At 53.5% G+C, this 25,803-nt stretch carries 24 protein-coding genes; 9 read left to right on the plus strand and 15 right to left on the minus strand.

What is annotated here, in order from left to right; all coding sequences use genetic code 11:
- Window positions 1–61 precede the first annotated feature (61 nt).
- From J1779_RS24645 to J1779_RS24655, 3 genes are read left to right on the plus strand one after another with little or no spacing between them, the layout of a single operon-like run.
- Window positions 62–1,084 carry an ABC transporter substrate-binding protein gene (locus J1779_RS24645; RefSeq protein ID WP_056770960.1) on the plus strand — a complete coding sequence of 341 codons (1,023 nt, stop codon included), beginning with the start codon at window positions 62–64 and terminating at the stop codon, window positions 1,082–1,084.
- 11 nt (window positions 1,085–1,095) lie between these two features.
- The gene (locus tag J1779_RS24650; RefSeq protein ID WP_056770957.1) at window positions 1,096–1,860 is read left to right on the plus strand and encodes an ABC transporter permease; all 765 of its coding nucleotides are present in this window, start codon (window positions 1,096–1,098) and stop codon (window positions 1,858–1,860) included.
- Entirely contained in the window at window positions 1,857–2,678 is an 822-nt protein-coding gene (locus tag J1779_RS24655) for an ABC transporter ATP-binding protein (protein ID WP_056770953.1), read from the plus strand. Before J1779_RS24650 ends, J1779_RS24655 begins: the two co-directional genes overlap by 4 nt.
- A 61-nt stretch (window positions 2,679–2,739) precedes the next feature.
- Here J1779_RS24655 and mak read toward each other — a convergent pair whose 3' ends face one another.
- The gene (mak, locus tag J1779_RS24660) at window positions 2,740–3,660 is read right to left on the minus strand and encodes a fructokinase (protein WP_056770951.1); all 921 of its coding nucleotides are present in this window, start codon (window positions 3,658–3,660) and stop codon (window positions 2,740–2,742) included.
- A gap of 209 nt (window positions 3,661–3,869) precedes the next feature.
- Here mak and rdgC point away from each other — a divergent pair, with 209 nt between their 5' ends.
- On the plus strand, window positions 3,870–4,784 hold the full coding sequence (gene rdgC, locus J1779_RS24665) for a recombination-associated protein RdgC (protein ID WP_056770946.1): 915 nt from the start codon (window positions 3,870–3,872) through the stop codon (window positions 4,782–4,784).
- Window positions 4,785–4,852: 68 nt separating this feature from the next.
- On the opposite strand, the gene ppnP is transcribed toward rdgC, so the two are convergent.
- The 6 genes from ppnP to J1779_RS24695 all read right to left on the minus strand — a co-directional run bounded on the left by ppnP (window position 4,853) and on the right by J1779_RS24695 (window position 9,459).
- Window positions 4,853–5,143: a pyrimidine/purine nucleoside phosphorylase gene (gene ppnP, locus J1779_RS24670; protein WP_056770943.1), complete on the minus strand. Its 291-nt coding sequence runs from the start codon at window positions 5,141–5,143 to the stop codon at window positions 4,853–4,855.
- Between the two features lie 191 nt (window positions 5,144–5,334).
- Window positions 5,335–6,012 (minus strand): AroM family protein, encoded by a 678-nt coding sequence (locus J1779_RS24675; RefSeq protein WP_217205002.1) that lies wholly within the window; start codon window positions 6,010–6,012, stop codon window positions 5,335–5,337.
- A 261-nt stretch (window positions 6,013–6,273) separates the two neighbouring features.
- The gene (locus J1779_RS24680; protein WP_056770936.1) at window positions 6,274–7,065 is read right to left on the minus strand and encodes an IclR family transcriptional regulator; all 792 of its coding nucleotides are present in this window, start codon (window positions 7,063–7,065) and stop codon (window positions 6,274–6,276) included.
- Window positions 7,066–7,601: 536 nt separating this feature from the next.
- A complete protein-coding gene (gene aroL / locus J1779_RS24685; RefSeq protein ID WP_056770933.1) occupies window positions 7,602–8,126 on the minus strand; it encodes a shikimate kinase AroL in 525 nt (174 codons plus the stop codon).
- A gap of 265 nt (window positions 8,127–8,391) precedes the next feature.
- Window positions 8,392–8,970: a class I SAM-dependent methyltransferase gene (locus J1779_RS24690; RefSeq protein ID WP_122096024.1), complete on the minus strand. Its 579-nt coding sequence runs from the start codon at window positions 8,968–8,970 to the stop codon at window positions 8,392–8,394.
- 213 nt (window positions 8,971–9,183) lie between these two features.
- Window positions 9,184–9,459 carry a YdgH/BhsA/McbA family protein gene (locus J1779_RS24695; protein ID WP_056770926.1) on the minus strand — a complete coding sequence of 92 codons (276 nt, stop codon included), beginning with the start codon at window positions 9,457–9,459 and terminating at the stop codon, window positions 9,184–9,186.
- A gap of 403 nt (window positions 9,460–9,862) precedes the next feature.
- Between J1779_RS24695 and J1779_RS24700 the strand changes: the two genes are divergently transcribed.
- Window positions 9,863–10,780 (plus strand): DUF808 domain-containing protein, encoded by a 918-nt coding sequence (locus J1779_RS24700; RefSeq protein ID WP_056770923.1) that lies wholly within the window; start codon window positions 9,863–9,865, stop codon window positions 10,778–10,780.
- Between the two features lie 104 nt (window positions 10,781–10,884).
- On the opposite strand, the gene J1779_RS24705 is transcribed toward J1779_RS24700, so the two are convergent.
- On the minus strand, window positions 10,885–11,433 hold the full coding sequence (locus J1779_RS24705) for a DUF1190 domain-containing protein (protein WP_056770918.1): 549 nt from the start codon (window positions 11,431–11,433) through the stop codon (window positions 10,885–10,887).
- Between the two features lie 247 nt (window positions 11,434–11,680).
- A complete protein-coding gene (locus J1779_RS24710) occupies window positions 11,681–12,451 on the minus strand; it encodes a class I SAM-dependent methyltransferase (protein WP_217205003.1) in 771 nt (256 codons plus the stop codon).
- Window positions 12,452–12,590: 139 nt separating this feature from the next.
- Between J1779_RS24710 and J1779_RS24715 the strand changes: the two genes are divergently transcribed.
- From J1779_RS24715 to sseA, 3 genes are all read left to right on the plus strand, one after another.
- Window positions 12,591–13,388: a helix-turn-helix transcriptional regulator gene (locus J1779_RS24715; protein WP_217205004.1), complete on the plus strand. Its 798-nt coding sequence runs from the start codon at window positions 12,591–12,593 to the stop codon at window positions 13,386–13,388.
- 124 nt (window positions 13,389–13,512) lie between these two features.
- Window positions 13,513–14,061: a GNAT family N-acetyltransferase gene (locus tag J1779_RS24720; RefSeq protein ID WP_056770909.1), complete on the plus strand. Its 549-nt coding sequence runs from the start codon at window positions 13,513–13,515 to the stop codon at window positions 14,059–14,061.
- A gap of 32 nt (window positions 14,062–14,093) precedes the next feature.
- Window positions 14,094–14,939: a 3-mercaptopyruvate sulfurtransferase gene (gene sseA, locus J1779_RS24725; RefSeq protein ID WP_056770905.1), complete on the plus strand. Its 846-nt coding sequence runs from the start codon at window positions 14,094–14,096 to the stop codon at window positions 14,937–14,939.
- A gap of 48 nt (window positions 14,940–14,987) precedes the next feature.
- Here sseA and J1779_RS24730 read toward each other — a convergent pair whose 3' ends face one another.
- The 6 genes from J1779_RS24730 to purL form a co-directional block, all read right to left on the minus strand.
- The gene (locus tag J1779_RS24730; protein ID WP_183848773.1) at window positions 14,988–15,785 is read right to left on the minus strand and encodes a phosphate/phosphite/phosphonate ABC transporter substrate-binding protein; all 798 of its coding nucleotides are present in this window, start codon (window positions 15,783–15,785) and stop codon (window positions 14,988–14,990) included.
- Window positions 15,786–15,800: 15 nt separating this feature from the next.
- Entirely contained in the window at window positions 15,801–16,808 is a 1,008-nt protein-coding gene (locus J1779_RS24735) for a fatty acid desaturase (protein ID WP_217205005.1), read from the minus strand.
- Between the two features lie 100 nt (window positions 16,809–16,908).
- On the minus strand, window positions 16,909–18,210 hold the full coding sequence (gene agp, locus J1779_RS24740) for a bifunctional glucose-1-phosphatase/inositol phosphatase (RefSeq protein WP_217205006.1): 1,302 nt from the start codon (window positions 18,208–18,210) through the stop codon (window positions 16,909–16,911).
- 172 nt (window positions 18,211–18,382) lie between these two features.
- Window positions 18,383–18,994, minus strand: coding sequence for a lipid IV(A) palmitoyltransferase PagP (gene pagP / locus J1779_RS24745; RefSeq protein WP_217205007.1), 612 nt, complete (start codon window positions 18,992–18,994; stop codon window positions 18,383–18,385).
- A 259-nt stretch (window positions 18,995–19,253) separates the two neighbouring features.
- On the minus strand, window positions 19,254–19,877 hold the full coding sequence (gene pagP / locus J1779_RS24750) for a lipid IV(A) palmitoyltransferase PagP (RefSeq protein ID WP_056770890.1): 624 nt from the start codon (window positions 19,875–19,877) through the stop codon (window positions 19,254–19,256).
- A gap of 275 nt (window positions 19,878–20,152) precedes the next feature.
- Window positions 20,153–24,043 (minus strand): phosphoribosylformylglycinamidine synthase, encoded by a 3,891-nt coding sequence (purL, locus tag J1779_RS24755; protein ID WP_217205008.1) that lies wholly within the window; start codon window positions 24,041–24,043, stop codon window positions 20,153–20,155.
- A gap of 278 nt (window positions 24,044–24,321) precedes the next feature.
- Here purL and mltF point away from each other — a divergent pair, with 278 nt between their 5' ends.
- Complete coding sequence (mltF, locus tag J1779_RS24760; RefSeq protein ID WP_217205009.1) at window positions 24,322–25,782, plus strand: membrane-bound lytic murein transglycosylase MltF; 1,461 nt, start codon at window positions 24,322–24,324, stop codon at window positions 25,780–25,782.
- Window positions 25,783–25,803 lie beyond the last annotated feature (21 nt).

Consider the following 25,803-nt stretch of genomic DNA (forward strand, 5'->3'; position numbering starts at 1 on the left):
GTTATGTATACAAGTTGCAGTACAAGCTGCACTGCCTGCAAAACAGCCAAGGGGAACGCCGATGAAAAACGACAAACCTGCAAACCTTCCGGTCAATACACAACGCCGCCAGATGATGAAATGGCTGGCGATTACCGGCGGTGTCATGACACTCGGCGGGATGATCCCGACCACCGTTTTCGCCGCCGATGATGATGAAATTCGCATCGGCTACTGGCCTATCGTCGGCGGTTTGCCTCTCTATGTCGCTCTCGAACAAGGGTTCTTCAAAGAGGCCGGGCTGAACGTGAAAGGCGTTAAATTTGCCAGCGCGCAGCAAATTGTTGAAGGGATGATCACCGGCAGGATCCACGGCTGCGCCAACGGTACGGCCACCGGCGCACTTGGGCTGGGGGCCATTACTTCCCCGGATCTTTTCAAAATCATCTGCTCGAACCCGTCCAATCATCAGCTGGTGCTGGATGAATTTCTGGTGCCGCTGAATAGCACCGCGAAAGCAATCAGCGATCTGAAAGGCAAAAAGATCGCCTGCGGTCCGGGGATCCAGAACGTCACCATGGCGAAGATCATTCTGGAGAAAAATGGATTCACCAATCCTTCCGTGATTGAACTGCCGGTCGGACAACACGCGCCTGCGCTGGCCGCCGGACAAATCGACGGTGTGTATACGCTCGAACCCACCGGCACCGTCGGACGCATGAAAAACCTCTCCCGCACGCTGGAAACCGGCGTGATTTCGAAATACGTGCTCGGCAATGCGGACGCCCCGTGGTTTGGCGGCGCGGCGGCGCTGAACTCCAGCTTTATCGCCAGCAAACCTGAAGAGACGAAAAAGTTTATTGCCGCTTATCAGAAAGCGGTGGAATTCATTGCGGCGCATCCTGATAAAGCCCGTGAAAACGTCGCCGGTTACACCAGCATTGAACCCGCGCTGGTGAAAGAAGTGCCACTGCCAGGCTTCGTGATGTATCCGGGGTTAAAAGGCGAGAATCTGCAATGGTTCCAAAAATTTTATGACGTCTTTACCGAAAGAAAAATCTTCAGCAAACCGGTGGATGTCGCTTCGCTGATCTATCAGGGATAAGGGGAAAGATGATGACATCACCATGGTCTTCAAGATTGTTGCCACTGATCGGCCCTGTCCTGCTGTTTCTGTTCTGGCAACTGGCAGTGAGCGCCAAATGGCTGAATCCGGTACTGCTGCCTTCTCCCGTCGACACGCTGGGCTTTATGTTTCAGTCGTTTTCGGATGTCTCCATGCGCACCGACATCGGCGCGACGTTATACCGCACGCTGGTGGCGTTCGGCTTCGCCGCAGTCATTGGCGTCCCGCTCGGCGTGATTTTGGGCAGCAACGAAAAGGTCTATCGCAGCCTGGAATTTCTGATCGACTTCTTTCGCTCCACGCCCTCATCCGCGCTGATCCCGCTGTTCATGCTGATTTTCGGCATCACGGATGCCAACAAAATTGCCATCGCCGCCTTTGCCGCCGTGCTGGTCATTCTGTTTAACAGCGCCTACGGCGTGATGAACGCCAAGAAAACCCGCCTGATGGCGGCCAGGGTGATGGGAATTTCCCGCTGGCATATTTTCAAAGACATTTTGCTGATGGAAAGCCTGGCCCAGACGTTCGTGGGTCTGCGTACCGGTGTGTCGATTGCGCTGGTGATCGTGATTGTCGCCGAAATGTTTATCGGATCAGAAACCGGCCTCGGCCATCGGATCATTGATGCCCAGCAGGTCTTCAACATCAAAGACATGTACGCCTCGATCCTGATTACCGGTGCGCTGGGCTATTTACTGAATCTGGCCTTTTTGCTGATCGAGAAAAAAACTGTCCACTGGAGTAGCAAAGCATGACGCAACCTCTCTCGCTGAACCCCGGTTACAAAGGCCCGCAACTGCCGCAATACGCCACGCGACCGGATACCCATGTGACCATTCGCGGCCTGACCAAAGCCTTTGCCGGACAGCCGCTGTATACCGATCTCAATCTGGACTTGCCGCGCGGAAAAATCGTCTCGATCTTCGGCCCGAACGGCTGCGGTAAATCAACGTTAATGAACATGATTGCCGGGCTGATTCCGGTAGATAAAGGCGACATCCTGTTTGACGGCAAGACGCTGGCGCAGACCACCATTGGCTATGTGTTTCAGAACTACCGCGACGCGCTGTTTCCGTGGATGAGCGCGCGTGCCAACATCGCCTATCCGCTGGTGCGTCACGGCATGAGTAAGGCTGAAGTGAACGCGCGGGTTGAAGAACTGACGCAGATGTTCGATATCCGTTTTGATCTGAAACGCTATCCGTACGAGCTTTCCGGCGGCCAGCAGCAAACCGTGTGCATCATGCGCGCGCTGGCGACACGCCCGGAAGTGATGTTCCTCGACGAGCCTTTCTCGGCGCTGGATTTCGAAATGACGCTGTTTATCCGCGATAAATTGCAGGAAGTGCAGCTGGCAACCGGCGTTACCATGCTGATTGTTTCTCACGATCTGGAAGATGCGGTATTTCTGGCGGATGAAATCTTACTGCTGACGCGACGGCCAACGCAGATTGCGGAAATCGTACCCTTCGATCTTCCCCGCCCGCGCGGTTCAGAAATCATGAGCCACCCGGAGTTTATCCGTGTGAAAGCGCATACGCTGGACGTCTTTAAACGGGAGATGGCGCTTTGACTGGGGAGTGATGAATGAAATCAGGGGCGCAAATTCTGCGCCCCTGAAAGCTGATGATGGCTTACAACGCAAAACGAGACTGCGGCCACAACCAGGCGGCACCGCGCACGCCGCTGGAATCGCCGTGAACGGCTTTGAGGATAGGGGTTTCGCATTCTCCCCCGAAGACCCACTGCTTCACCAGCAGAGGAACGGTCTGATACAAACGATCGACGTTACTCATGCCGCCGCCGAACACAATCACATCCGGGTCGAGAATATTCACCACGTTCGCCAGCGCTTTTGCCAGACGACGTTCGTAGCGGCCAAGTGCCAGTTCAGCGGTTTCGTCGCCCTGCTCCACCAGCGCAATAATCTCTGCACCTTTGAGACGCTGGCCTGAGAGACGGAAGTAGTCCTCGGCAAAACCGGTACCGGAAACAAACGTCTCGACGCAGCCGGATTTCCCGCAGTAACACGGCACTTCGCGGGCGAACTGGATTTCTTCTTCATCCTGCCACGGCAGCGGATTGTGCCCCCATTCGCCTGCATTACCGTTACCGCCTGCGTGCGCCACGCCGTGCAGCGCCACGCCCGAACCGCAGCCGGTGCCGATGATCACGGCAAACACGGTCTGACGGCCCGCACCTGCGCCGTCGGTGGCTTCGGACACCGCCAGGCAATTGGCGTCGTTGGCAATATGCACCTCACGGTTGAGCAGCAGCGCCAGATCTTCATCCAGCTGTTGTCCGTTCAGCCACACGGAGTTTGAGTTCTTCACTTTCCCGGTAAACGGAGAAAGCGTGCCGGGAATGCCAAGCCCCACGCTGCCGCGCTGACCGGTGGCTTTCTCGGCGTCCAGCACCAGCCCTTCGATCGCTTTCAGCGTGCGTTCGTAGTCATTTCTCGGCGTATCGACCCGTTTGCGAAACAGCTCTTTACCTTCATCAGATAACGCAATGACTTCTATTTTTGTGCCGCCTAAATCAATGCCAATTCGCACGTGTTGTTCTCCTTTTACACTTTGCAGGGTCAGTTTTTTTGTGTTTATTCAGTTTAGAAGCCAGAGGCGTCTGTCACCAGAATAAGCTGTTATGCAATGTTACAGGGCGCGGTGATTTCTTAACGACGACGGACTCTCAATTGGTTATCATGCCGCCCTGCATTCATTTATTCAGCGTACCACGAGTGCGCCGGAACAGGGATAACGCCATGTTATGGTTTAAGAATTTGTTGGTTTACCGTTTGAGCCGTGAAGTTTCGTTATCTGCTGACGAAATGGAAAAACAGCTCAGCGCTTTCACCTTTACCCCGTGCGGCAGCCAGGACATGGCAAAAACCGGCTGGGTTTCGCCGATGGGTTCTCACGGTGGCGACGCGCTGACTCACGTCAACGGCGGCCAGATCCTGATCTGCGCCCGTAAAGAAGAAAAAATCCTGCCTTCTCCGGTGATCAAACAGGAGTTACAGGCCAAGATCGACCAGCTCGAAGGTGAACAACACCGTAAGCTGAAGAAAACCGAAAAAGATTCCCTGAAAGATGAAGTGCTGCACAGCCTGATGCCACGCGCATTCAGCCGCTACAGCCAGACGTTCATGTGGATCGATACCGTGAACGGCCTGATCATGGTCGATGCCGCCAGCGCCAAAAAAGCCGAAGACATGCTGGCGCTGCTGCGCAAAAGCCTCGGTTCACTGCCGGTCGTGCCATTAACGATGGAAAGCCCGATCGAACTGACGCTGACGGAATGGGTGCGTTCCGGCGACACGCCGGCCGGTTTTACTTTGCAGGACGAAGCCGAGCTGAAAGCGATTCTGGAAGAAGGCGGCGTGATCCGCTGCAAGAAACAGGCGCTGGTCAGCGACGAAATCGCCACCCACATTGAGAACGGCAAACTGGTGACCAAGCTGGCGGTAGACTGGCAGGAACGCATTGCCGTGGTACTGGCCGATGACGGCAGCATCAAGCGTCTGAAATTCAGTGACGTGATCCGTGATCAAAACGAAGATATCGACCGCGAAGATTTCGCAGGCCGCTTTGATGCTGATTTCGTGCTGATGACCGGAGAACTGGCGGCGCTGATTCAGAATCTGATTGAAGCGCTGGGCGGCGAAGCGCAACGCTAACACCGCCTGCCAAACGCAGAAAAGGCGCTCATTGGGCGCCTTTTTTACATTTATTGTGTCTGAAGGAATTACTTGGTCAGGTATTTACACAGGTATGAGGTGGTTTCACCCACCTGCAAGTTGAATTCACTTTTGCCCGGAATGTAGAAGGTTTCGCCTGGCTTAAACACCTGCCAGTCCGGAGAGCCAGGGATCAGCACTTTCAGCGAGCCACTGATGACCGTCATTTCTTCCGGTTTTGCTGTGCCAAATGTGTATTCACCGACGGCCATCACGCCAACGCTGGCGGCACCCGTACTTTCGCTGTCAAAACCAATCGATTTTACTTTCCCGTCAAAATACTCATTATTTTTCAACATTGATTGGCCCTTTGCGATAAATTTAAGAGCTTCCATATTAGGGGCAAAAACCCGCTGCTGTCACTGATTATTACAGGTTTATCCGCACCAGACGACACCGCCCGCAAAGCGTCATCACTGATTTGATTTTACGCCTGCACAGTGCCATTGTGGGGAGTCACCTTCCTGCAATCACCGCAGCCCGTCACCGCTTACGCCACCAGTTCTGCCGCCAGTTGCACCATCAGCACATTCGCCAGCAGCACCGGCACATCGAGATGTTGCTCCAGCACTTTAACGTGATGATGGTTGTAGCCGATACAATCGAGCACCACCACTTCCGCACCCTGCTCAGCAAAGCGTTTGGCCGCTTCCTTCAGTGCCTGATCGTCCGTTAAATACGGGCTGGCTACCGCAAAGCACGGTGGTTTTTCCAGTTTTCGCCATTTGTTGGCCTGCCAGCCAATCTGCGATTCCACCGGCACCACGATTCCTGCGCGATGCGTCCCCACCATCGCACCGATCAACGGAGGGATCATGCGTTCAGGCTCGATCAGCAATGCACTGCTTGCGTGTAACTGACCAAACTCGCCACCGCACAGCAGCAAAATCGTGGTACATCCCTGCGCTTCCAGCTGATCGATTTTTTCCTGCAATCCGCGTTCGGCGTTGGCCGCAGACAGTAAAATCTGCGAACCATCCAGCAAAACGGCGACCAGCACGGCATCGCCCTCTTGCGGCGCATAACGCTGCTCTATTTGCTCCCTGCTTAGGCCGTCCAGTAACCCGAAATGTGTCACGGGTTCGTCCGGCAGATGCGCCGTCAGCAGCGGCATAATATCGCTGCGCGGTGCCTGTCCAATGGTCAGGGTCGCAAAAGAAGTCATCATAAGCGTGATTTCCCATCTTTCAGGCCATACAGCCCGGAAAGACGCAGTGAACGGAGAAACTCAGATATCGTCAATGTGTTGGCTAAACTCATCACAAAATCCTCTTAAAACACGTAACCGGCGCAAACGCGCACGAGCTAAAACGGTTACGAACGCTGTTCATCATTGGAACAGTCATTGTGTCGTACTGGCTAAAAATAAGCCCTGGTGTCGGTCTGGTACTCGCTTTACTTTTAACGTCAGCAGTTAGGCCTGACGTATTTACTGCAAATCGGACAACTTCAGATTATTTCCCCAGTCATCATCACCGAGTTTCTCAGCAATTTTTCGGGTAACGGCAATCAAACCGTCTTTTATTCCGTCCGGTATGCCCTTTCCTTCAGAAGGTGAAGAGAACGACAAACCTAATCCTACAATTTCATTGCGGTGTTTATTAAAAATGCTGGTGGCTAAAGAACTGATGCCCTGCAACGTTTCGTTGTTGGCAAAAGACAAACCGGTCTGCCGGATTTCAGCCAGGCGCACTAATAATAAATCGATGCTTTTCGGCGAATTCGCCGAGTTCACGTGATAAATACCCTTGTAACGCTCGCGCACTTCTTCGTCGCTGTAGCGGGCCAGGATCGCCCGGCCAATGGCCGTTTCATGCGCAGGCAGCAGGCTGCCCGCCGGTGTCATCACCTGCAGATACGTCCTGCCGGGAAACATGCGCATGACCATAATGTCGCGCCCTTCCAGTATCGACACGTATCCGGTGCACTGGGTCAGCTGGCTCAGCTGCGTCATATAAGGTGATGTCGCATCCACCAGCGGCGTCGAAAGATAATGGCTGGATACCGCCAGTAATAATTTTCCTATGCGATATAAACGGCTGTCCGGATCACGCTCTAACAGCCCTTGCGTTTCCATCGTCATTAATAACCGGGAAACCGTACTTTTTGGCAATTGTAAACTGCTCACCACATCACTGAATGACAAACCCGGATGCCCCTGACTGACACCCTGCCGGGAAAATAACTTCAGCACTGACGTCGCATTCTCTAATGTGCTCATAAAGAGAGAAGTTCCGATATGTGGAACAAGGTTCCTGTTAAGTTGTTTGAAAAATAGTGCTGATACGTGTCAGCGTCAAGGCGTTTATTTTTGCGCAAATGAAATTGCGGTTAAGGAATATGCTTAAAGATAATCCTAAGACCATTTAATAAAGAGAAGGAGGGGGAATAATGCCGAGTATTTATGAGGTGACGGATGTAAAACCCAGCAGAATGTAGCGATTAAAGATTACGCAAAATATACAGCGCAATAGAGGCTTCAACGAGGATAATCGTGATCGACCAGATAGCGGGCATCGCTTTGCTATGCTGGTGAAAGAATGACATCAGGGGTTTCATCATGGGGTCCGTTGTGGAAGTGTAAAGTAATCACCTGAGTTATTACTTTACGCCTATGCATTCACCAGGGCAATATCGCTCAGTCGTGACGCACCGCACATCTGATGGCCCGTTTTGTTTACGCCTGCCAAAATCCTGCCCGTGCGGACATAAAAAAACGAGCCATCAGAGCTCGTTTTTTATGTCCACGCCAGGCGTTCAGCGCACCATCTGTAATGCCAGGGCATCCATGATGGCATTGACGACCTGTGCGGGATCCTGCGTGCCGTCCACGACATGATGAGCGGCCTGCTGATACAACGCTTCACGCTCATTCAGCACCTGCATCATTTCCTCAGTAATCGGCTTGCCCGTCAGCGTCGGACGCTGGTCTTCCATCGGCGCATCTTCCAGACGGTTGGCAAGCGTAGAGGCCGGTGAACGCAGATAAATCACGGTGCCGGCCTGACGCATAAACTCACGATTTTCGGCAGAGAGCACCACGCCTCCGCCGGTCGCCACCACGGTGAGCGGTGAGCTGATCGTTTTCAGCGTCTCGGTTTCACGGCGGCGGAAACCCTGCCAGCCTTCACGGTCAACGATATCAGCCACACTGAGGCCGGAGGTGCGCAGCAAATGCAGATCGGTGTCGGAAAATTTATAGCCCAGCGCATTGGCCAGAGCACTTCCAACCGTCGTTTTGCCCGCGCCACGCGCGCCTACCATGAAAATGGGTTGTGTCATTAACGCTGTCCTTAATTCCCTGGGAGCCTCGTTGCTCATCTGATGAAAATCCATCATTGACCTGAAGGATAAATGTCAAAAATCGTACGTTGAAATGCCGACGCGGTGTACTCGCGAAATAGTACAACAAAAAAGCCTCACTGGCAGGTTTTTGTCACCTGCCGGTGAAGCTTCTGTAGCGTTTTATTTACGCCACCCCTGGCATGATACTGATAAATCCTTGCAGCGCAATATTCTCAGCAGGGTCAGGCGGTAAAGTGCTGTATCAGTGTGGTTTACAAATATAGACCAGAGCCGGGGGGAAATTCTTCACCACACGAATTTTTTTCCAGGTGAAGTAGCGTGAGAGCATTTTTTCAGAAAGATGACTGTACTGAAACAGCACCAGCACCCCGTCCTTCTCCTTCAGTTGCTGCTGTGTTCTTTGCAAAATTCTCATGCTGATCCGCGTGGGTATTGAGAGCAGAGGCAGGCAGGAAAACACGGCGTCGTAGCCGCCCGTGAGATGTTCCGCAGAATGCGCCATGACCTGCAGTCGCGGGTCGTCGATCAGATTCAGTTTACGGATAAACGCAGGCTGGATCTCAAAGGCATCAAGCCGGGCATCAGCACGCATACGGTTCAAAATACGTCGGGTCAGTACGCCATCAGCAGCCCCTAACTCCGCGATATGTAAGGATGTTGTCCAGTCGATCTGGTTGAGCATGGCATGGCACAACCAGGGAGACGACGGCATCAGCGTTCCCATGGTCCGTGGTGAACTAATAAAATTCTGCAAATAAAAAAATTGATTCTGGATCGAAAGACCGGTGTTCTTAATCGTCATTCTCGCGGCATTCAACATATTAACCACCTCCTGAAAACATAGACCCTTATATAACAGAAAAATTCTTAAGAAATGATTATTAAGGGGAATAAACGTCAGGAGGAACAATTAAAAACAAATCACATGAGATAACTCCCAAAAAAGGAGGTGTGTGCAGGTCCGGGCACAAATAAAAAGGCCAATGTCAGGTGACATTGGCCTTCTCACACACTCTCTGAAGTCAGTCAGATGTTATTTATACAACTCAACATTTGCACGGTTCAGGCTGGAGTCACCCGGCGTACCGGCACCGACAACGCGGTAATGTGTTGCGCCTTTATCGCTGGCGATCTGGTTCAGCGCATCCGTCATGCTGCCTGGGACGGTGCTGGGGGCGCTGACAGAAACCATACCCAGTGACTGATAAGTCCCACTTTCAGCCTGCTGTGCAGTGATTGGGGAAGCGGCCAGCGCAGAGAATGAAGCAACCGTAATGGCAACAGCAGTAATTGCAGGTAAGAGTTTCATATTACGCACCTTTCTTTCGTTAGTTTCGTTAATTAATGGAGCGGAAGCAATCCGTTGAAATAATTATCGCTTAACGAATGAAAGCAGGCGTAATGCAACGTAAAGAAGTTTAACCTTTGTGGTAAAAATAAGGAGGGAATGAAAGGAAATATGTAGACACTGATAAGCTGAGGAGAATTAAAGATATTTTATGGAGAAATGATGAAGAGTTTTCAAAGTTATTTAGGACCGGCACAACATTCGCACGAATCGACGGCGGAGTGCAATCACTGATATGATTATTTTTTATGAATTTTCTGCTTCCTTGATCACCTGCACAGTCAGGAACGCAGATTCGGGTTTCCGCGCGGGCGGAACTCATTTTAACAAGAAACGTAAAACGCTTTTATGGAGAGCATAAATTATGGCAGGTGGTAGCCTTCTGGCTTTGATCGATGACATTGCATCAATTCTTGATGACGTAGCGGCGATGAGTAAAGTCGCGGCCAAGAAAACGGCCAGCGTACTGGGAGACGACTTAGCGCTCAATGCGCAGCAGGTCACAGGGGTTAAGGCTGACCGGGAGCTGCCCATCGTCTGGGCGGTGGCTAAAGGGTCCATGCTGAATAAGGCCATTCTGGTGCCGCTGGCTTTACTTATCAGCGCCTTTATTCCCTGGGCAATTACGCCGTTGCTGATGATTGGGGGCGCGTACCTGTGTTACGAAGGGTTCGAAAAAATCGCGCATAAACTGATGCCCGGCAAGCATCATGAAGAAGAAAAACCGGCGGCTGAGCAGGTAAAAAATGAAGCCGACGCTAAAAAGCTCGAAAAAGAGAAAGTAAAAGGCGCCGTCCGGACTGACTTCATTTTGTCAGCCGAAATCATTGTGATCTCTCTCGGTATCGTCTCCGCCGCACCGTTCATCAATCAGGTCACTGTCATGGTGCTGATCGCCGTCGCGATGACCATTGGCGTGTACGGTTTGGTGGGGGCGATTGTGAAAATCGACGATGCCGGTTTATACCTGAGCAAACTGTCCGGCGAAAGCAGCATCATGAACGGCGTACGCGCATTTGGGCGTGGCATCGTGAATCTCGCCCCGTGGCTGATGAAAACGCTGTCAGTGGTGGGGACTGTCGCCATGTTCCTGGTCGGTGGCAGCATTATCAGCCACGGGCTGCCGTTTATGCACAGCCTGATTGAGCCTCTGACGCACGGCCACGAAAGCTGGGTCAATACGCTGATTACCGGTGCAACGGATTTAGTTGTCGGTCTGATTGTCGGCGCGGCCGTACTGGCGCTGGTAATGATTGGGCAGAAAATGTTTGGTAAGAAATAAAACCGCCATATTTCGATAATACCTCTGCAGCGAAGATTAACACTCTGCTGCAGAGGCTATTGTCAGCTCAGTAAAACCCACGGCAATTAAAACATCTGCCATGACTAATAGAAAAGGTGAAACAATCCGCGATGGCGCCTCGGAAAATGGCTTTCCTCAAGGATCTTGAAACGCTCATCTGAATCAGGTGTGCGGTAGAAATGAAGTCTCTCTGATTTATAATAGCCTCGAATATAGTAGGCCTGATATTCGCCACTTTTACTTTGCCCCCATGAATGATCATTGGGTGCCGGTGGCTTGTCTGTGACTGAAAAGCCCGCCATCTCAGGTTGATATTGAGGATAATTCCAGCTTTGCATATTATTAGTGCATCCGCCGTTATGATAGGCCGCCTGACATTCCTCAAGGGTACTGAATTTCTTCATTTTTCCCTTCATGTAGTGTCTGGCAGCATACTCGGAGAACTGACAAAGGGCCATTGGGCTGCCGGATGTATGGCATTGTTCAGCATTTTTAAAAATCATCGGATCATTACGGGAAGGAAAAATAAAAAAACCGGCTATCACCAAAGCGATAAAAAACATGGCGATATTCTGACGTGTAAACCTATTAATAATACGATCATACAGTTCGTTAAAGTAATTAAAAACCATGGAAATATCCTTATAAACACATGAGGTATAAAAAGACCCATGGAGTTTATAAGTTTTCGGGGAAGAGTTCACTGCCAATTTATTCACTGGCCGTGTTATTTATTAAACCATAATTTATTTATATAGTAATTACCCCACAAGCCGTTATATATATTCCTCATGAATATTTTACAATAACAATATCAAAACCTGCTTAAACTCATTGCCCCTGCCGGTCGGGAAAGACAATGAGCAAGCGTCACTGATTTCAGTTCTTCGAGGCCACCAGCATCATAATATCGCTGGTGAAGGTGCCGTCGGGCTGTATCTCGTAATGTTTTACCACGTCATCTGACATCACTTTTTGCAGCTCACGGATAGCCACAGCGAAGTGTTCCGGGGTGCGCATCCTTGCGATCCAGCTGGTGTACTCCAGCGGCAGACGGTCGGTTGTGACCTCGCCGGCGATCAGACCGGCTTCAGACGCCATCTTCAGCCATTCACCCGGCGAATAATTGCGAACATGCGAAGTGTCGCGCAGCACCTCGACGGTTTGCAGGTAAATATCCAGCAGCGGATGCCCCGGCGACACGACGTCCATCATGATGAATTTTCCGCCCGGTTTCAGCACACGCGCCACTTCACGCAGCGCCTGTCCGACATCATGCCAGTGGTGTGCAGAATAACGGCTGATTATCACATTCGCGCTGTGGTCGTCGAACGGCAGCGATTCCGCCACGCCCTGCCTTACCGTGATGTTATTCAGCTGTTTGTCGCTGGCCGCCTGCGCGACCACATCCAGCATTTGCGCGGATAAATCATAGGCGATCACATTTTTCACCGCACCTGCGGCAATAAAACTGGCATGGCCTGCACCGCAGCCTAAATCGATCACCTGCGCCTCTTTATAAGGCGCCAGCAGCGTCGCCAGACGTTGCAAATCTTTGCCCTGCGAGTGAACCGCGCTGGTCAGATAATCCTGCGCCTGTGAACCAAATTGCTTATCAACCGCCTGACTGTGGGTATTTTTCATGTTCATCATTGCTCCTGTCTGTCTTGTTTTTTGTCACAGGAATTCGGGTTTCACGTGACCTCAAAATCACTATAGGCATTGTTCTATACGGGTACAATATGAGCGTTTATACTGGTATGAGTTGATTCCTGTCTGAGACAAAACAATGATGGATAATACAGAGTCGCTCAGTGGCCCGAAGGCGCTGGGTTTATTTTTGCGCACGCACCGCGAACGCACCACGCCCGAAATGGTCGGCCTGCCGGGGTCCTCGCGCCGCCGGACCAGCGGACTGCGCCGCGAAGAGCTGGCACAAATCAGCGGCATCAGCGCCACCTGGTACACCTGGATTGAACAGGGGCGCGATGTGTCAATTTCTGCCACTACGCTCGACAGTCTCGCCAAAGCGTTACGGATGGAACCGGCCGCCCGTGACTATCTGTTCAGTTTAGCCTCGATGAAAGACCCGCAGGCAGTGCCCTCGCCCACGGCACCCGGCGTTGGCCTGAAAAACTGCGTCAATCAGCTGGCCTGCCCTGCCTACCTGCTCGACAGCAGCTGGAACGTGCTGGCGTGGAATCCGCCAGCCGGAGCCCTGTTCAGCGGCTGGCTGGATGTGGATCCTCAGCCTAATCTGCTGGACTTCATGTTTCTCAATCCCTTAGCGCGTCAGCTGGTCACCGACTGGGCGGAGCGCGCCAAGCGGGTGGTCGCTGAATTTCGCGCCGAAACCAGCCATTACGCGCATTCAGATGCGGTGCGTCAGACCGTTATCAGCCTGCGTGAACGCAGCGCCGGGTTTGATCAGTGGTGGACGCAGCAGGAGGTGCTGGCGCGCGAAGGCGGCGAGCGGCATTTTAATCATCCACGTGAAGGGGGAAAAAGTTACCGCCAGCAGACCTTTTTTCCGGCGGGATATGCCGAATGTAAGCTGGTTATGCTGGTGCCTGAAGGGGAGAACTGACGGGCTGACAGCCCTGTTTTACCTCACTAAATCGGCGTTCCCGGCAATTGACATATCATTGCCGTATGTGTGAGGCTGATTCGATTGATTCCCCGTATTATTTCTACACTGACGGATAATGATCATGATGACACGCCAGATTTATCAGGATGACGACATCGAGATTCGTGTGGCGACCGAACTTGAGGCCGTGCTGCACGTTGCGGCGATTCAGGATTCGGTCAATGAAATTGGCGCCTGGGAAACCTGGTGCACCGAAAGCTACACGGCGGATGACAGCCGCAAATATCTCGCAGACAGTGAACTGAAACGCCATCGCGGCGCTGAGTTCAATTTCTGTTTGTTTGAGCGCGCCAGCGGTAATCTGATTGGCAGCGTGAGCCTGAACCGCATCGTTCATGAATATAAGTTCGCCAATCTCGGCTATTGGATCCGCACCGGTTACACCGGGCGCGGTCTGGCAACGCTGGCGGTCAGAGCCGCGGCACGTTTCGCCTTTACCGAACTCGAACTGACGCGACTGGAAATTGTGGCGATGGAAGGCAATGCCCGCAGCCGCCGCGTGGCGGAAAAAGCAGGCGCCACTTCCGAAGGCCTGCACCGCAACCGGCTTTATTATCATGGTCAGCCGCGCGACGCCTGGGTCTATTCCCTGATCCCAGGCGATCTCTGAGCTGGCTTCACAAAAAAGATAAGGCACTGAACATGACTTTTTCTACCCATACCGTATCTACCGACTGGCTGGCGAAGAATCTGAATTCACCGGACGTCGTCATTATCGATTGTCGTAAATCCAAGCCCGGCATTACGCCGCCGATTGATTTCCATGGAAAATATCTCGAAGCGCACATTCCCAACGCCATTTACGTGGAAGTGGACGCCATCTCCGATTGCTCAACCGGCCTGCCGCATATGATGCCGACGGCGGAGGCGTTCTCCGCGTCGATGAGCCGTTTAGGCGTGGCCGATACGCAAACTATCGTGCTTTATGATGAAGGCGATTTGTTCTCCGCACCGCGCGTCTGGTGGATGCTGACCAGCTTCGGCGCGAAAAGTGTACGCGTGCTGGACGGGGGGCTGAATGCCTGGATTGCCGAAGGCAAACCGACACAAAGCGGCGAACACACCCGTGTGCCATCAACGTTTAACGCAAAACTGGTACGTCCGGTGGTGGTCGACGCGCAGCAGGTCAAGGCGTCACTCGGCAAGGTGCAAATCATCGACGCCCGTTCGCTGGCGCGCTTTAAAGCTGAAGCGCCGGAACCGCGTCCGGGTCTGCACGGCGGCCATATCCCCGGCAGTATCAGCGTGCCTTTTACTGAGCTGACGCAGGACGGGCACCTGAAAGCGCCGGATGCGCTGAAAGCAACCTTTGAACGTCTGGGCGTGGATCTGCATAAACCGGTGATCACCAGTTGCGGATCGGGCGTGACTGCCGCCGCACTGGCATTCGGGCTGGATGCGCTGGGTGTGAAAGAAGTGTCGTTGTACGACGGTTCCTGGGCGGAATGGGGCGACGTAAACGAAGATTACCCTATTGAAACGCACTGAAACAGATGAAGCGCGTATACCCTCGCCGGGCTGAGAAGCCCGGTTTTTTTACGCCGTTTTTTGCAGGGTGAGCTCGCTCACGCCAAACGACTGAGCAATCTCTTTCATCAGGGTGATCACCCCGTAAGCCCGCCTCGGGACTTCCGTAAATGCCTCGATCAGCAGCGGCTGGCTGACCGGTTCCTGCGCGATTTCACGCAGCGCCTGCCGCAACAGGAGCAGATGTCCGGGGGAGGTGTGTGACGAAGTGATAAGCGGCAGGCCGGGAACGGCCGCCGTTTGTCCGACCACAATCAGGCCGCGAAGCGCGTCCGGTTCTGAGCGCTGCAGCAACGCCATGGTGACGCAATCCACCGCCGCGATATCCGCTTTATTCTGCTGAACAACGTGCAGCGACTCCCGGTGGCTGCCGGTGGCGCTGGCGGCAGAAAAGAATTGCCCGGCGTGTGCCAGCGGCGCAACCAATGCACGCAGGCTGTTGTAGCCAGACTGAGAATCGGTGCTGTTAAAGGCCAGACGCCGGTGGCGGAAATCGGCCAGATGGCGCCCCTGATCGTCCTCGCGCGCGACTAAAAAACTTCGATAACGAAAACCATCACAGCCCGGCGCGAGATAGCTGAATGTGCCGACCAGTTGCACCTCAGGCAGGCTTTCTACCAGCGGAAATCCGCAGGTCTGGCTCAGCAGTAAATCAGGCATTTGCCAGTGAGCCAGTAAATCCTGCGGCCAGCTCAGGGTATCGGGGGTATCAGACAGGCCAAGCCGCCGGAGTTTATCGCGCAAAACGCTGGCGAAGGCCTCCACGTCGGCAGGTGAAATGGCGTACATCGGTAAGGACATCAGCATTATCCGGCGACTCCGTCAGAGGGTTTCCTGCTGATAATCATAGTCGCTGCGCTGCAGTTGCGCCGCTATTGCATCCGGCGCAAAAGGATGGCTTTCCACTTTTACCGGCGAACGCGTGTGGTCGCGAAACCACTGCCGGTAACCTTTCACCACAAACCCCTCGCTGCGCGCTTTGTAGGCTTCGCGGTCGGAAAAATAGACCTGACGCAGCGCAAACCACGGCACCCCCGGCAAATCGTGATGCACCAGGTGATAGTTCAGATTGAGAAACAGCAGACGCCACACAAAACCCGCTTCATTCAGTGTCGATCTCGCTTGCGGTGCATGTTCTGCACGGTGCTCGAAGAAGGACCGGACTTTGGTCAGGCTCAATGCCGGATAACTTACGGCCAGAACAAAATACAGCGGCGACAGCCCGCGCTGCGCCATCCAGCCAAGTAACACCGCCAGCATCGCGCCATGCGCCAGCCACATAGTCACCGGGCGCCACTCTCCGCGCAGTACGGCCAGCAGCGCCCCGGTCAGCGTACTCACGATATCTGACAGCGGGCCGAGCAGCATCCTACCCGGCAAGGTATTGCGCAGGCGGACGACCGCTTTCATGGCGGGCGACAGATTTTCCCAGCTGGCGCGGCTGAAGTAATAGCCCTCCGGGTCATCGCCGGGCAGCGTGAGATGTTCATTGCGGTGATGTTGTAAATGCGTATCGCGATACAGGCCGTAGGGATACCAGACCGCCAGCGGCAAGGTGCCGAACAGCTGGTTCAGCCAGGGTTTGCGGGTCGGATGCCCATGGATGAGTTCATGTTGCAGCGACATATACCAGGTGGTGAACCAGACAAGCAGCGGCGTGCCCAACCATGGCCCGAGTTGATGCCAGTAAAACACCGTTGCAAACCAGCCGCCGTAGACCGAGACAATCAGCAGCCAGGTGGGAATTTCCCATCGCCACCAGACATGGCGGGAGCGGGAGGTGATGTCGGCCCGCTGACGGGCGCTGAGGTAAAACGAAGAGGACGCCATAATGTGCCAGAGTAAAAGGACCTGACACATTATCGGGCAGCCGGAAGACGCCGCTAACTAACTTAAAACACTATCTATTGCCAGCCAGCGGCTAAAGCACTCAGCCCTGTATATCTTTTTGCAATGCCTGAGTAAATTCTTCCATCGGGCAGAAACCTTGTTTATCGACAGTACAGCCGTCGATTTGCAACGTCACACGCTGAGGCGGATTTTTAAGGCTCAGTGCCACATTGTTACGGATCTGCTTCGCCGTCGGATAAACGTATTCGATTTTCATCAAATCTTTATTGGCCTGCTTGTCATGCCAGCGCTGGAAGACCACGGTGCCGCTGATCGGCGTACGTTCGTACTGGCCCGGCAGCTGGTAATCCTGCGTTTTCAGTGCGGCGAGCAGAGAAGCGATATTGGAATCATGCCCGACCAGCACCGCCAGTTTTGCCTGCTGAGCCGCTTTCTCATCGGCGGTATTGGCGTGTTGTGGATCCAGCGCACCGGCAATAAAGGTCAGCAGCGGTTTAGCCGCGTTCGCAGCAATGGCCGGAGAGCCGAACAGCGTCTCGTGATACAGATTTTTGATATTTTCCAGCTGTGTCCATTGCTCAGGCGTACTGATTTTTCCCCAGGCGATATCCTTCATCGGGAAACCTTCGTAATACTGCAACATGAACGCATCGGTCGCGCCGGTCGCCATTCGCAGAGGCCCGGTAATTCCCGGCTCTTTGCCCTGCGTCAGCACCACATCCGATGGCTGAGAAGCCAGATCGCACTGCTGCTTCTCTTTACAGATCTTGCTGTTTTTGTAATCGAGGATACTTTCCAGCAACTGGTAGTTTGGCTTGAGGCGCTGATTCAACCCCGTCAGACCGCCCTCACCTGCGTGTTGGTTAATGGAATTCAGTGCGCCGGTTTTAAAGGTATCGTTCACTTCTGCGGTAATGATCGGGTTAAACACCGGATCCATTTTGCCGACTTCAACGCGGTTAAGCACCGTGACATCACAGCCAGGGAAAGCCCCGGTGGTGAAATGCTTCGCGGTATCAATGGTGCGCGGCAGGCTGTTGGCGTAGGTAAAGACCTGCGCATTTTCCGGGCATCCGGTGGCGGGCAGGAGTTTGTCCTTTGCCAGCCAAGCGCGGAAATAATGCCCCATGTGTTCAGAAATCTGGCCGCCTTTTGGCGTCAGTAATCCGCCTTCGGTTTTCCACACCGGCCAGGTGTGCGTGGTGGATTCGGCAAGCACATCACCATAATTCACCAGCGGCGCGCGAATGCCGTGGCGGCTGAGCACCAGCACTTGTTGCAGTTCGAGATTATCAGACTGTGCAGCCTGAGCGGCCGGTAAGATGAGCGGTAAAACGCAGGCAAAGGCTGACAACGCAAGATAACGGGATGCTTTTTTCACGAGTGATCCTCTTAATGAATAGTTTTACAGATTCCCTGAAAACAAAAACACCGCAGAAACCAACGGATTGATTCCTGCGGTGAATTTTTAGCATAGTGGAATATTCATCAGAAGTGGGGGATCAGGTTCACAACCTGCGCCCTGTGTATTGTTCAGTCACAAAGAAACCGGATCAGAACTGATATCGCAGCCAGGCAAAGAAAACATTGCCGTTATTGTAGGTGCCCGGAATATAGGTCGCCTGAAAGGTCAGTTTGTTATAGCCGACGGAGGCCAGCGGCAACACGATGGGAATGGGGATATATTCGTAATCATCCCGCGCCGTCACCGCCGCGGTATAGCCCAGACCTACACGAAAATTTTTATCTTCTGCAGGCGTCCATATTTTTTCCCAACCGTAACCGCCAATCGGTTCCCATTTATTATGCGAGTCTTTAAACGCCATGAAATAAATGCCGTGCCAGTTCCCTTTATCATCATACCGGGAAATACCATAACCGCCGCCCCATGGACGCTCGTTATATTTGTCGGTTTTTTCTTTATCGTAGGTAAGACGGTTATGCCAGGTAATCACCGGCAGATAAACGTCCTGCGCCTCAGGCGCGTTCCAGGTTTCGGCCACGTTTTCTTTGAACGTATCCCACATGCCTGGAAAAATAGATTCCTTTCCGTCCCAATTGGGTGTGTTCGTCGGATTAACACCGCTGTTGGTTGCCCAAACCGGTGAACTCAATCCCAGCGATAATACAACACCCACATAACAGATTAATTTGTTGATAGACATATTCACAATAACTCCCTGTTTAGGGGTGCATCATAAACAAATCATGGCTCAATAAATTAAACGAAGGTATAACAAAAACATCTGCACATTTTCAATTCGATGAATTTACAGCATTTAAGATTTCTATTATCAGATTTATCCGTAATTTATTTAGGCCTCGTTTAGATAAACGTCTTATGTCCGCTGATTCAGCAAAACTGGAATCATAAAACACATCAGGAATAATCTTAATGTACTGTATAGTTAATTGAAGAAAGTTTTAGAACTGAAAGCGGAACCAGCCAAACAATACGTTCCCCTTACTGTTGCCGCCGGGCACATAAGTGGCCTGGAAGGTCAGCCTTGAGTAGCCTGCTGACACCAAAGGCAGCACCATCGGGAAAGGAACGTAATCATAATTATCACGCGCCGATACAGCGGCAACATACCCGGCACCTAAACGAAACTCTTTATCACTCAGGGGTTGCCATATTTTTTCATAACCGTAACCGGCGACGGGCTCCCATTTATTAAAAGAATCTTTAAATGCCATGGCATAAAGCGCATGCCAGTTTCCTTTTTCGTCATAACGTGACACCCCGTAACCGCCGCCCCAGGGATGCTCATTATAACCATCAATTTGTTTTTTACTGTGCGTATGCCGGTTGTGGCGGGTTAATACCGGAAGAAACAGATCTTGCTGCTGGGGTGCATTCCAGGTTTCAGCAATATTATTTTTAAATGTTGACCACAATCCGTCGTTATTTTCCTGCCCGGAGACTGCCTGAGCGGGCGGAATAATATGACTTTCACCGGCCTGAACATAACCGGCACCTAATAAGGAAAGGGTGAAAAAAGAATATGAAACTACTGCGCGAATATTCACGAAATGATTATTTTTCATTGGCGTTATTGCCCTGTTGAGTTGACCAGGACATTATATGACGTCAAATAAATATGAATACTGAATGATATATTAAGAAAACATAAATCGAATAAATAGATCTTTTATGCCGTTAAAAAACAGCACCTTAGAACGATGATGAACGGCGGAACGCGGAAAAATGAGTTCCGTCTGGCGGCGCTGACGGATGACTGCTTTCTTTCAGAGATGCCCTGACATAAAAAAATCCGCAGGCTTTCGCACTGCGGATTTTTATTACTGACGCCGGTTAAGCATCAACCGAGCTGTTTACGCGCATTGCGGAACATGCGCATCCACGGGCTGTCTTCGCCCCACTCTTCCGGATGCCAGGAGTTGCTGACAGTACGGAATACGCGCTCAGGGTGCGGCATCATAACGGTGACGCGGCCTGACAGGTTGGTCACCGCCGTAATCCCATTCGGAGAGCCGTTCGGGTTCGCCGGATAGGCTTCCGTCGCCTGACCGTTGTTATCCACAAAACGCAGCGCCACCAGGTTGCTGTGCTCGATTTGTGCCAGATGCGCCGCATCACGCACTTCCACGTGACCTTCACCGTGGGAAACGGCGATAGGCATACGTGAACCGGCCATGCCCTGCATGAACATCGACGAGCTGGCGGTCACTTCTACCAGGCTGAAGCGTGCTTCAAAGCGATCAGACAGGTTACGCACAAAGCGCGGCCAGTGTTCAGCCCCCGGGATCAGCTCTTTCAGGTTCGACATCATCTGGCAGCCGTTACATACGCCCAGCGCCAGCGTTTGCGGACGGTGGAAGAACTCTTCGAACTCTTCACGCACGCGGTCGTTGAACAGGACTGATTTCGCCCAGCCTTCACCCGCGCCCAGCACGTCACCGTAAGAGAACCCGCCGCACGCCACCAGCGTGTGGAAGTCCTGCAAATCACGGCGACCGGCCAGCAAATCACTCATGTGCACATCTACCGCATCAAAACCTGCACGGTGGAAAGCGGCAGCCATCTCAACGTGGGAGTTAACGCCCTGCTCGCGCAGTACCGCCACTTTCGGACGCGCGCCCTTCGCGATGTACGGCGCAGCCACGTCTTCGTCAGGAGCAAATGTCAGTTTGACGTTCAGACCCGGATCGAGATCCTGAGTTTTGGCCTGATGTTCCTGATCGGCACATTCCGGGTTATCGCGCAGACGCTGCATCTGCCAGGTGGTTTCTGCCCACCAGGTACGCAGCGTGGTACGGCTTTCGCTGTACACCGGCTTGCTGCCGGAAGAAATGATGAAGCGATCGCCGGTTTCTGCGGTGCCGAGATAATGTGTGCAATCCGCCAGACCAAAATCAGCCAGCGTTTTCTCAACCGCTTCACGGTCTGATGCACGCACCTGGATCACCGCGCCCAGTTCTTCGTTGAACAAGGCTGCCAGCGAATCGTTACCCAGCGCCGCGATATCGGCAGTCAGGCCGCAATGCCCGGCGAAGGCCATTTCAGCCAGCGTCACCAGCAGACCACCGTCGGAACGGTCATGGTAAGCCAGTAATTTTTGCTCAGACACCAGCGCCTGCATGGCGTTGAAGAAGCCACCCAGTTGCTCTGCGCTGCGCACATCAGCAGGCGTATTGCCGAGCTGACGGTAAACCTGCGCCAGCGCCGTCGCACCCAGTGCGTTATGGCCGGCACCCAGATCCACCAGCAGCAGCGCGGTGTCACCTTTATCCGTGCGCAGTTGCGGCGTCACGGTGTGGCGCACGTCTTCAACGCGGGCAAATGCCGTAATCACCAGAGAAAGAGGTGAGGTCATTTCGCGTTGTTCGTTGCCTTCCTGCCAGCGGGTTTTCATCGACATAGAGTCTTTGCCCACCGGAATGGTAATGCCCAGCGCCGGACAAAGCTCTTCACCCACCGCTTTCACCGCGGCATATAACCCGGCATCTTCGCCAGGGTGACCGGCGGCAGACATCCAGTTCGCTGAAAGCTTAACGCGTTTCAGGCTGCCGATTTCGACAGCGGCGATGTTGGTCAGCGCTTCGCCCACGGCCATACGACCCGAGGCGGCGAAGTCCAGTAAGGCGATTGGCGCACGTTCGCCCAGTGACATCGCTTCACCGTGGTAGCTGTCGAGGCTGGCGGTCGTGACCGCGCAGTCAGCAACCGGGATTTGCCACGGCCCCACCATCTGGTCGCGCGCCACCATACCGGTGACGGTACGGTCGCCGATGGTGATCAGGAAGGTTTTCTCGGCAACCGCCGGCAGATGCAGAACGCGGTTTACCGCTTCAGCAATCTGAATATTTTCCGCATTCAGGTCGTCGCCGTTGGCTTTCAGCGTGGTGACGTCGCGGGTCATTTTTGGCGTTTTACCCAGCAGAACGTCGAGCGGCATATCAATCGGCTGATTGTCGAAATGGCTGTCTTCCAGAGTCAGATGCATTTCTTCAGTGGCTTCACCGATCACCGCGTAAGGTGCGCGCTCACGTTTACAGATGGCATCAAACTGCGCCAGCTGTGCCGGTGCGACGGCCATGACATAACGTTCCTGAGATTCGTTACACCAGACTTCCAGCGGGCTCATGCCCGGTTCGTCGTTGAGGATGTCGCGCAGCTGGAAACGACCGCCACGGTTGCCATCGCTCACCAGTTCCGGCATGGCGTTGGACAAACCACCGGCACCGACGTCATGGATAAACAGAATCGGGTTGTCTTCGCCGAGCTGCCAGCAGCGGTCGATCACTTCCTGGCAACGACGTTCCATTTCCGGGTTATCGCGCTGTACGGAAGCAAAATCCAGATCCGCATCCGACTGACCTGAGGCCATCGAAGAAGCCGCACCGCCGCCCAGACCGATATTCATCGCCGGGCCGCCGAGCACAATCAGTTTCGCGCCAACGGTGATTTCACCTTTCTGCACGTGATCGGCACGGATGTTGCCGATACCCCCGGCCAGCATGATCGGCTTGTGATAACCGCGCAGTTCAGGGCCGTTGTGGCTGTTGACGTTTTCTTCATAAGTACGGAAGTAGCCCAGCAGTGCCGGACGACCGAATTCGTTGTTGAACGCAGCGCCGCCCAGCGGGCCGTCGGTCATGATATCCAGCGCGGTCACGATACGATCCGGCTTACCGAAATCTTCTTCCCACGGCTGTTCAAAGCCCGGAATACGCAGGTTGGAAACGGAGAAACCGACCAGACCGGCTTTCGGTTTTGCACCGCGACCGGTTGCGCCTTCATCACGGATTTCACCGCCGGAGCCGGTTGCCGCACCCGGCCAGGGAGAAATCGCCGTCGGGTGGTTATGCGTTTCGACCTTCATCAGAATATGCGCCTGCTCCTGATGGAAATCGTACAGACCGTCTTTCGCATCGGCGTAAAAACGACCGACCTGCGAACCCTCCATCACGGCGGCGTTGTCTTTATACGCGGACAGCACGTGATCGGGCGTCTGCTCGAAGGTGTTCTTGATCATCTTGAACAAGGATTTCGGCTGCGTTTCGCCGTCAATAATCCAGTCAGCGTTGAAGATTTTATGACGGCAGTGTTCGGAGTTAGCCTGCGCGAACATATACAGCTCGATGTCAGTCGGGTTGCGCCCCAACGACGTGAAGGCTTCCATCAGGTAATCAATTTCGTCCTGCGCCAGCGCCAGACCCAGTTTGATGTTGGCCGTTTCCAGCGCGCTGCGGCCTTCGCCGAGAATATCAACGTGCTGCACCGGCGCAGGCTGATGCTGTGCAAACAGCGCACTGGCGTCTTCCAGATTGCCGAAGAGTGTTTCCATCATCCGGTCATGCAATAAAGCGCCCAGCTGTGCCCACTGCGCTTCGGTCAGCTGCGGTGCCTGCACGTAGAAGGCCAGACCGCGCTCCAGACGCAGAACCTGCGACAAACCGCAGTTGTGTGCAATGTCAGTGGCTTTGGAAGACCAAGGAGAAATGGTGCCAGGGCGTGGCGTGACCAGCAGTAAACGACCGGTTGGAGCGTGTTCAGCGAGAGAAGGACCGTATTTCAGGAGGCGTTGTAACTTGGTTTGTTCGTCCGAACTCAGCGGCGCGCTGACATCGGCAAAGTGTACATATTCGGCGTAGATATCGCTGACCGGAAGGCGGGCATCCTGACAGCGGGACAACAATTTATTAATGCGAAAAGCCGACAAAGCGGGCGAACCACGCAGTATTTCCATAATCACAGATCTCTCGTCTTCGAAGACACTGACCACAGTGCTTCATTGGGCGCAACAGGGGGAAAACGCGGCCTATTATAAAGAAAGCCTTCGCCCGACGAAACCGTTTGCGCAGTGAATATTGATATTCATTTATAGGCAGGCATTTCGTGCGGGTATTATGAATAAAGTTGCAGACTGTCGTTTTGTTGAGCAAAATGCGTCAGCACTGGGGATATAACCATACAAACTGCACAGCATATCGTAAAAAAACAAGAGCGCCGCAGCGAGATAACTATTTGAAGCGACTAAAATTTAATTATTTCCTCATGGGAATTGCCGCCCTGTTGCTGGCGCTGGCCTTATGGCCTGCCGTGCCGTGGCATCGGGGTGAAGGTGACCAGCTGGATCAAATAAAATCCCGTGGAGAATTGCGCGTCAGCACGCTCAATTCTCCACTGACTTTTATGGACTCACCGGAAGGTAATCTCGGCTTCGATTACGAACTGGCAAAACGCTTCGCAGATTATCTGGGGGTGAAGCTCGTCGTCTCTCAGCACACCACCGTCGACGCGATGTTCAACGAACTCGATCACGATAAAGCCGACATGCTGGCGTCCGGTCTGGTCTACAACAATGAACGGCTGAAAAACTACCGCGCCGGGCCGGAATACTATTCCATCTCCCAGCAACTGGTTTACCGGCAGGGCTCCGCCCGGCCAAAAAGTTTTGCCGACATTAAAGGCACTCTGGTGGTTTCCGCCGGAACCGCGCACATCCCGACACTGGAAGCCGCAGGCAAAAAATTCCCCAACCTGACGTGGAGCACCACAGACAAGATGTCGCCACGCGACCTTCTGCAGCAGGTGGAAAATGGCAAACTGGATTACACGCTGGGCGATTCAGTGACTATCGCGCTGATGCAGCGTGTCTATCCACGCCTAGCCGTCGCGTTTGACGTTACCGAAGATGAACCCGTCACCTGGTATTACCGCAAGCAGCCTGACGACGACAGCCTGTCCGCCGCTATGCTCGACTTTTTCAGCCAGATTGCCGACGACGGCACTCTGCAAAAGCTCGAGGAGAAATACCTCGGCCACGTCGGCGATTTCGATTACGTCGATACACGCACTTTCCTGAACGCCATCGACAAAACGCTGCCTGACTTGCAGCCATTGTTCGAAAAATACGCGCAGGATATCGACTGGCGCTTACTCGCCGCCATCGCGTATCAGGAATCACACTGGGATCCGCAGGCCAAATCACCCACCGGCGTGCGCGGTGTGATGATGCTAACCCGTGCCACCGCCTCGGGGCTGGACGTGGATGACCGGACCGATGCCGAGCAAAGTATCCGTGGCGGCGCGCTCTATCTGTCGCGACTGATGGAGAAAATGCCGGACAGCATTCCGCAGGACGAGAAAATCTGGTTTGCCCTTGCGGCCTATAACATGGGTTACGGCCACATGCTGGATGCCCGCAAACTGACGGCGCAGCAGAAAGGCAACCCCGACAGCTGGGCGGATGTGAAGCAGCGTCTGCCTATGCTCAATCAGAAACGCTTCGCGGGCCGCACCACCTACGGGTATGCGCGCGGGACGCAGGCTTATAATTACGTGGAAAATATCCGCCGCTATCAGCTCAGTCTGGTGGGATATCTGACGGAAAAAGAGAAACAGCTGGCGCAGCAGGCGGCATTGCAGGCCCAGTTAGGCCAGGGCTATCCGGCGGTGGAAGCGAAGGAAGCGCTGGCAGAGTAAGACAGAGTAAGGCAGGCGGGG

Origin of the sequence: Rahnella rivi (genome assembly GCF_019049655.1) — a bacterium.
GTDB classification, from domain to species: Bacteria; Pseudomonadota; Gammaproteobacteria; order Enterobacterales; family Enterobacteriaceae; genus Rahnella; species Rahnella rivi.

Bases quoted from the DNA above. Each gene is read 5' to 3' on its own strand.
- J1779_RS24645 (WP_056770960.1), top strand. From the start codon at position 62: ATGAAAAACGACAAACCTGCAAACCTTCCGGTCAATACACAACGCCGC.
- J1779_RS24650 (WP_056770957.1), top strand. From the start codon at position 1,096: ATGACATCACCATGGTCTTCAAGATTGTTGCCACTGATCGGCCCTGTC.
- J1779_RS24655 (WP_056770953.1), top strand. From the start codon at position 1,857: ATGACGCAACCTCTCTCGCTGAACCCCGGTTACAAAGGCCCGCAACTG.
- rdgC (WP_056770946.1), top strand. From the start codon at position 3,870: ATGTTATGGTTTAAGAATTTGTTGGTTTACCGTTTGAGCCGTGAAGTT.
- ppnP (WP_056770943.1), bottom strand. From the start codon at position 5,143: ATGTTGAAAAATAATGAGTATTTTGACGGGAAAGTAAAATCGATTGGT.
- J1779_RS24675 (WP_217205002.1), bottom strand. From the start codon at position 6,012: ATGATGACTTCTTTTGCGACCCTGACCATTGGACAGGCACCGCGCAGC.
- J1779_RS24680 (WP_056770936.1), bottom strand. From the start codon at position 7,065: ATGAGCACATTAGAGAATGCGACGTCAGTGCTGAAGTTATTTTCCCGG.
- aroL (WP_056770933.1), bottom strand. From the start codon at position 8,126: ATGACACAACCCATTTTCATGGTAGGCGCGCGTGGCGCGGGCAAAACG.
- J1779_RS24690 (WP_122096024.1), bottom strand. From the start codon at position 8,970: ATGTTGAATGCCGCGAGAATGACGATTAAGAACACCGGTCTTTCGATC.
- J1779_RS24695 (WP_056770926.1), bottom strand. From the start codon at position 9,459: ATGAAACTCTTACCTGCAATTACTGCTGTTGCCATTACGGTTGCTTCA.
- J1779_RS24700 (WP_056770923.1), top strand. From the start codon at position 9,863: ATGGCAGGTGGTAGCCTTCTGGCTTTGATCGATGACATTGCATCAATT.
- J1779_RS24705 (WP_056770918.1), bottom strand. From the start codon at position 11,433: ATGGTTTTTAATTACTTTAACGAACTGTATGATCGTATTATTAATAGG.
- J1779_RS24710 (WP_217205003.1), bottom strand. From the start codon at position 12,451: ATGAACATGAAAAATACCCACAGTCAGGCGGTTGATAAGCAATTTGGT.
- J1779_RS24715 (WP_217205004.1), top strand. From the start codon at position 12,591: ATGATGGATAATACAGAGTCGCTCAGTGGCCCGAAGGCGCTGGGTTTA.
- J1779_RS24720 (WP_056770909.1), top strand. From the start codon at position 13,513: ATGATGACACGCCAGATTTATCAGGATGACGACATCGAGATTCGTGTG.
- sseA (WP_056770905.1), top strand. From the start codon at position 14,094: ATGACTTTTTCTACCCATACCGTATCTACCGACTGGCTGGCGAAGAAT.
- J1779_RS24730 (WP_183848773.1), bottom strand. From the start codon at position 15,785: ATGCTGATGTCCTTACCGATGTACGCCATTTCACCTGCCGACGTGGAG.
- J1779_RS24735 (WP_217205005.1), bottom strand. From the start codon at position 16,808: ATGGCGTCCTCTTCGTTTTACCTCAGCGCCCGTCAGCGGGCCGACATC.
- pagP (WP_217205007.1), bottom strand. From the start codon at position 18,994: ATGTCTATCAACAAATTAATCTGTTATGTGGGTGTTGTATTATCGCTG.
- pagP (WP_056770890.1), bottom strand. From the start codon at position 19,877: ATGAAAAATAATCATTTCGTGAATATTCGCGCAGTAGTTTCATATTCT.
- purL (WP_217205008.1), bottom strand. From the start codon at position 24,043: ATGGAAATACTGCGTGGTTCGCCCGCTTTGTCGGCTTTTCGCATTAAT.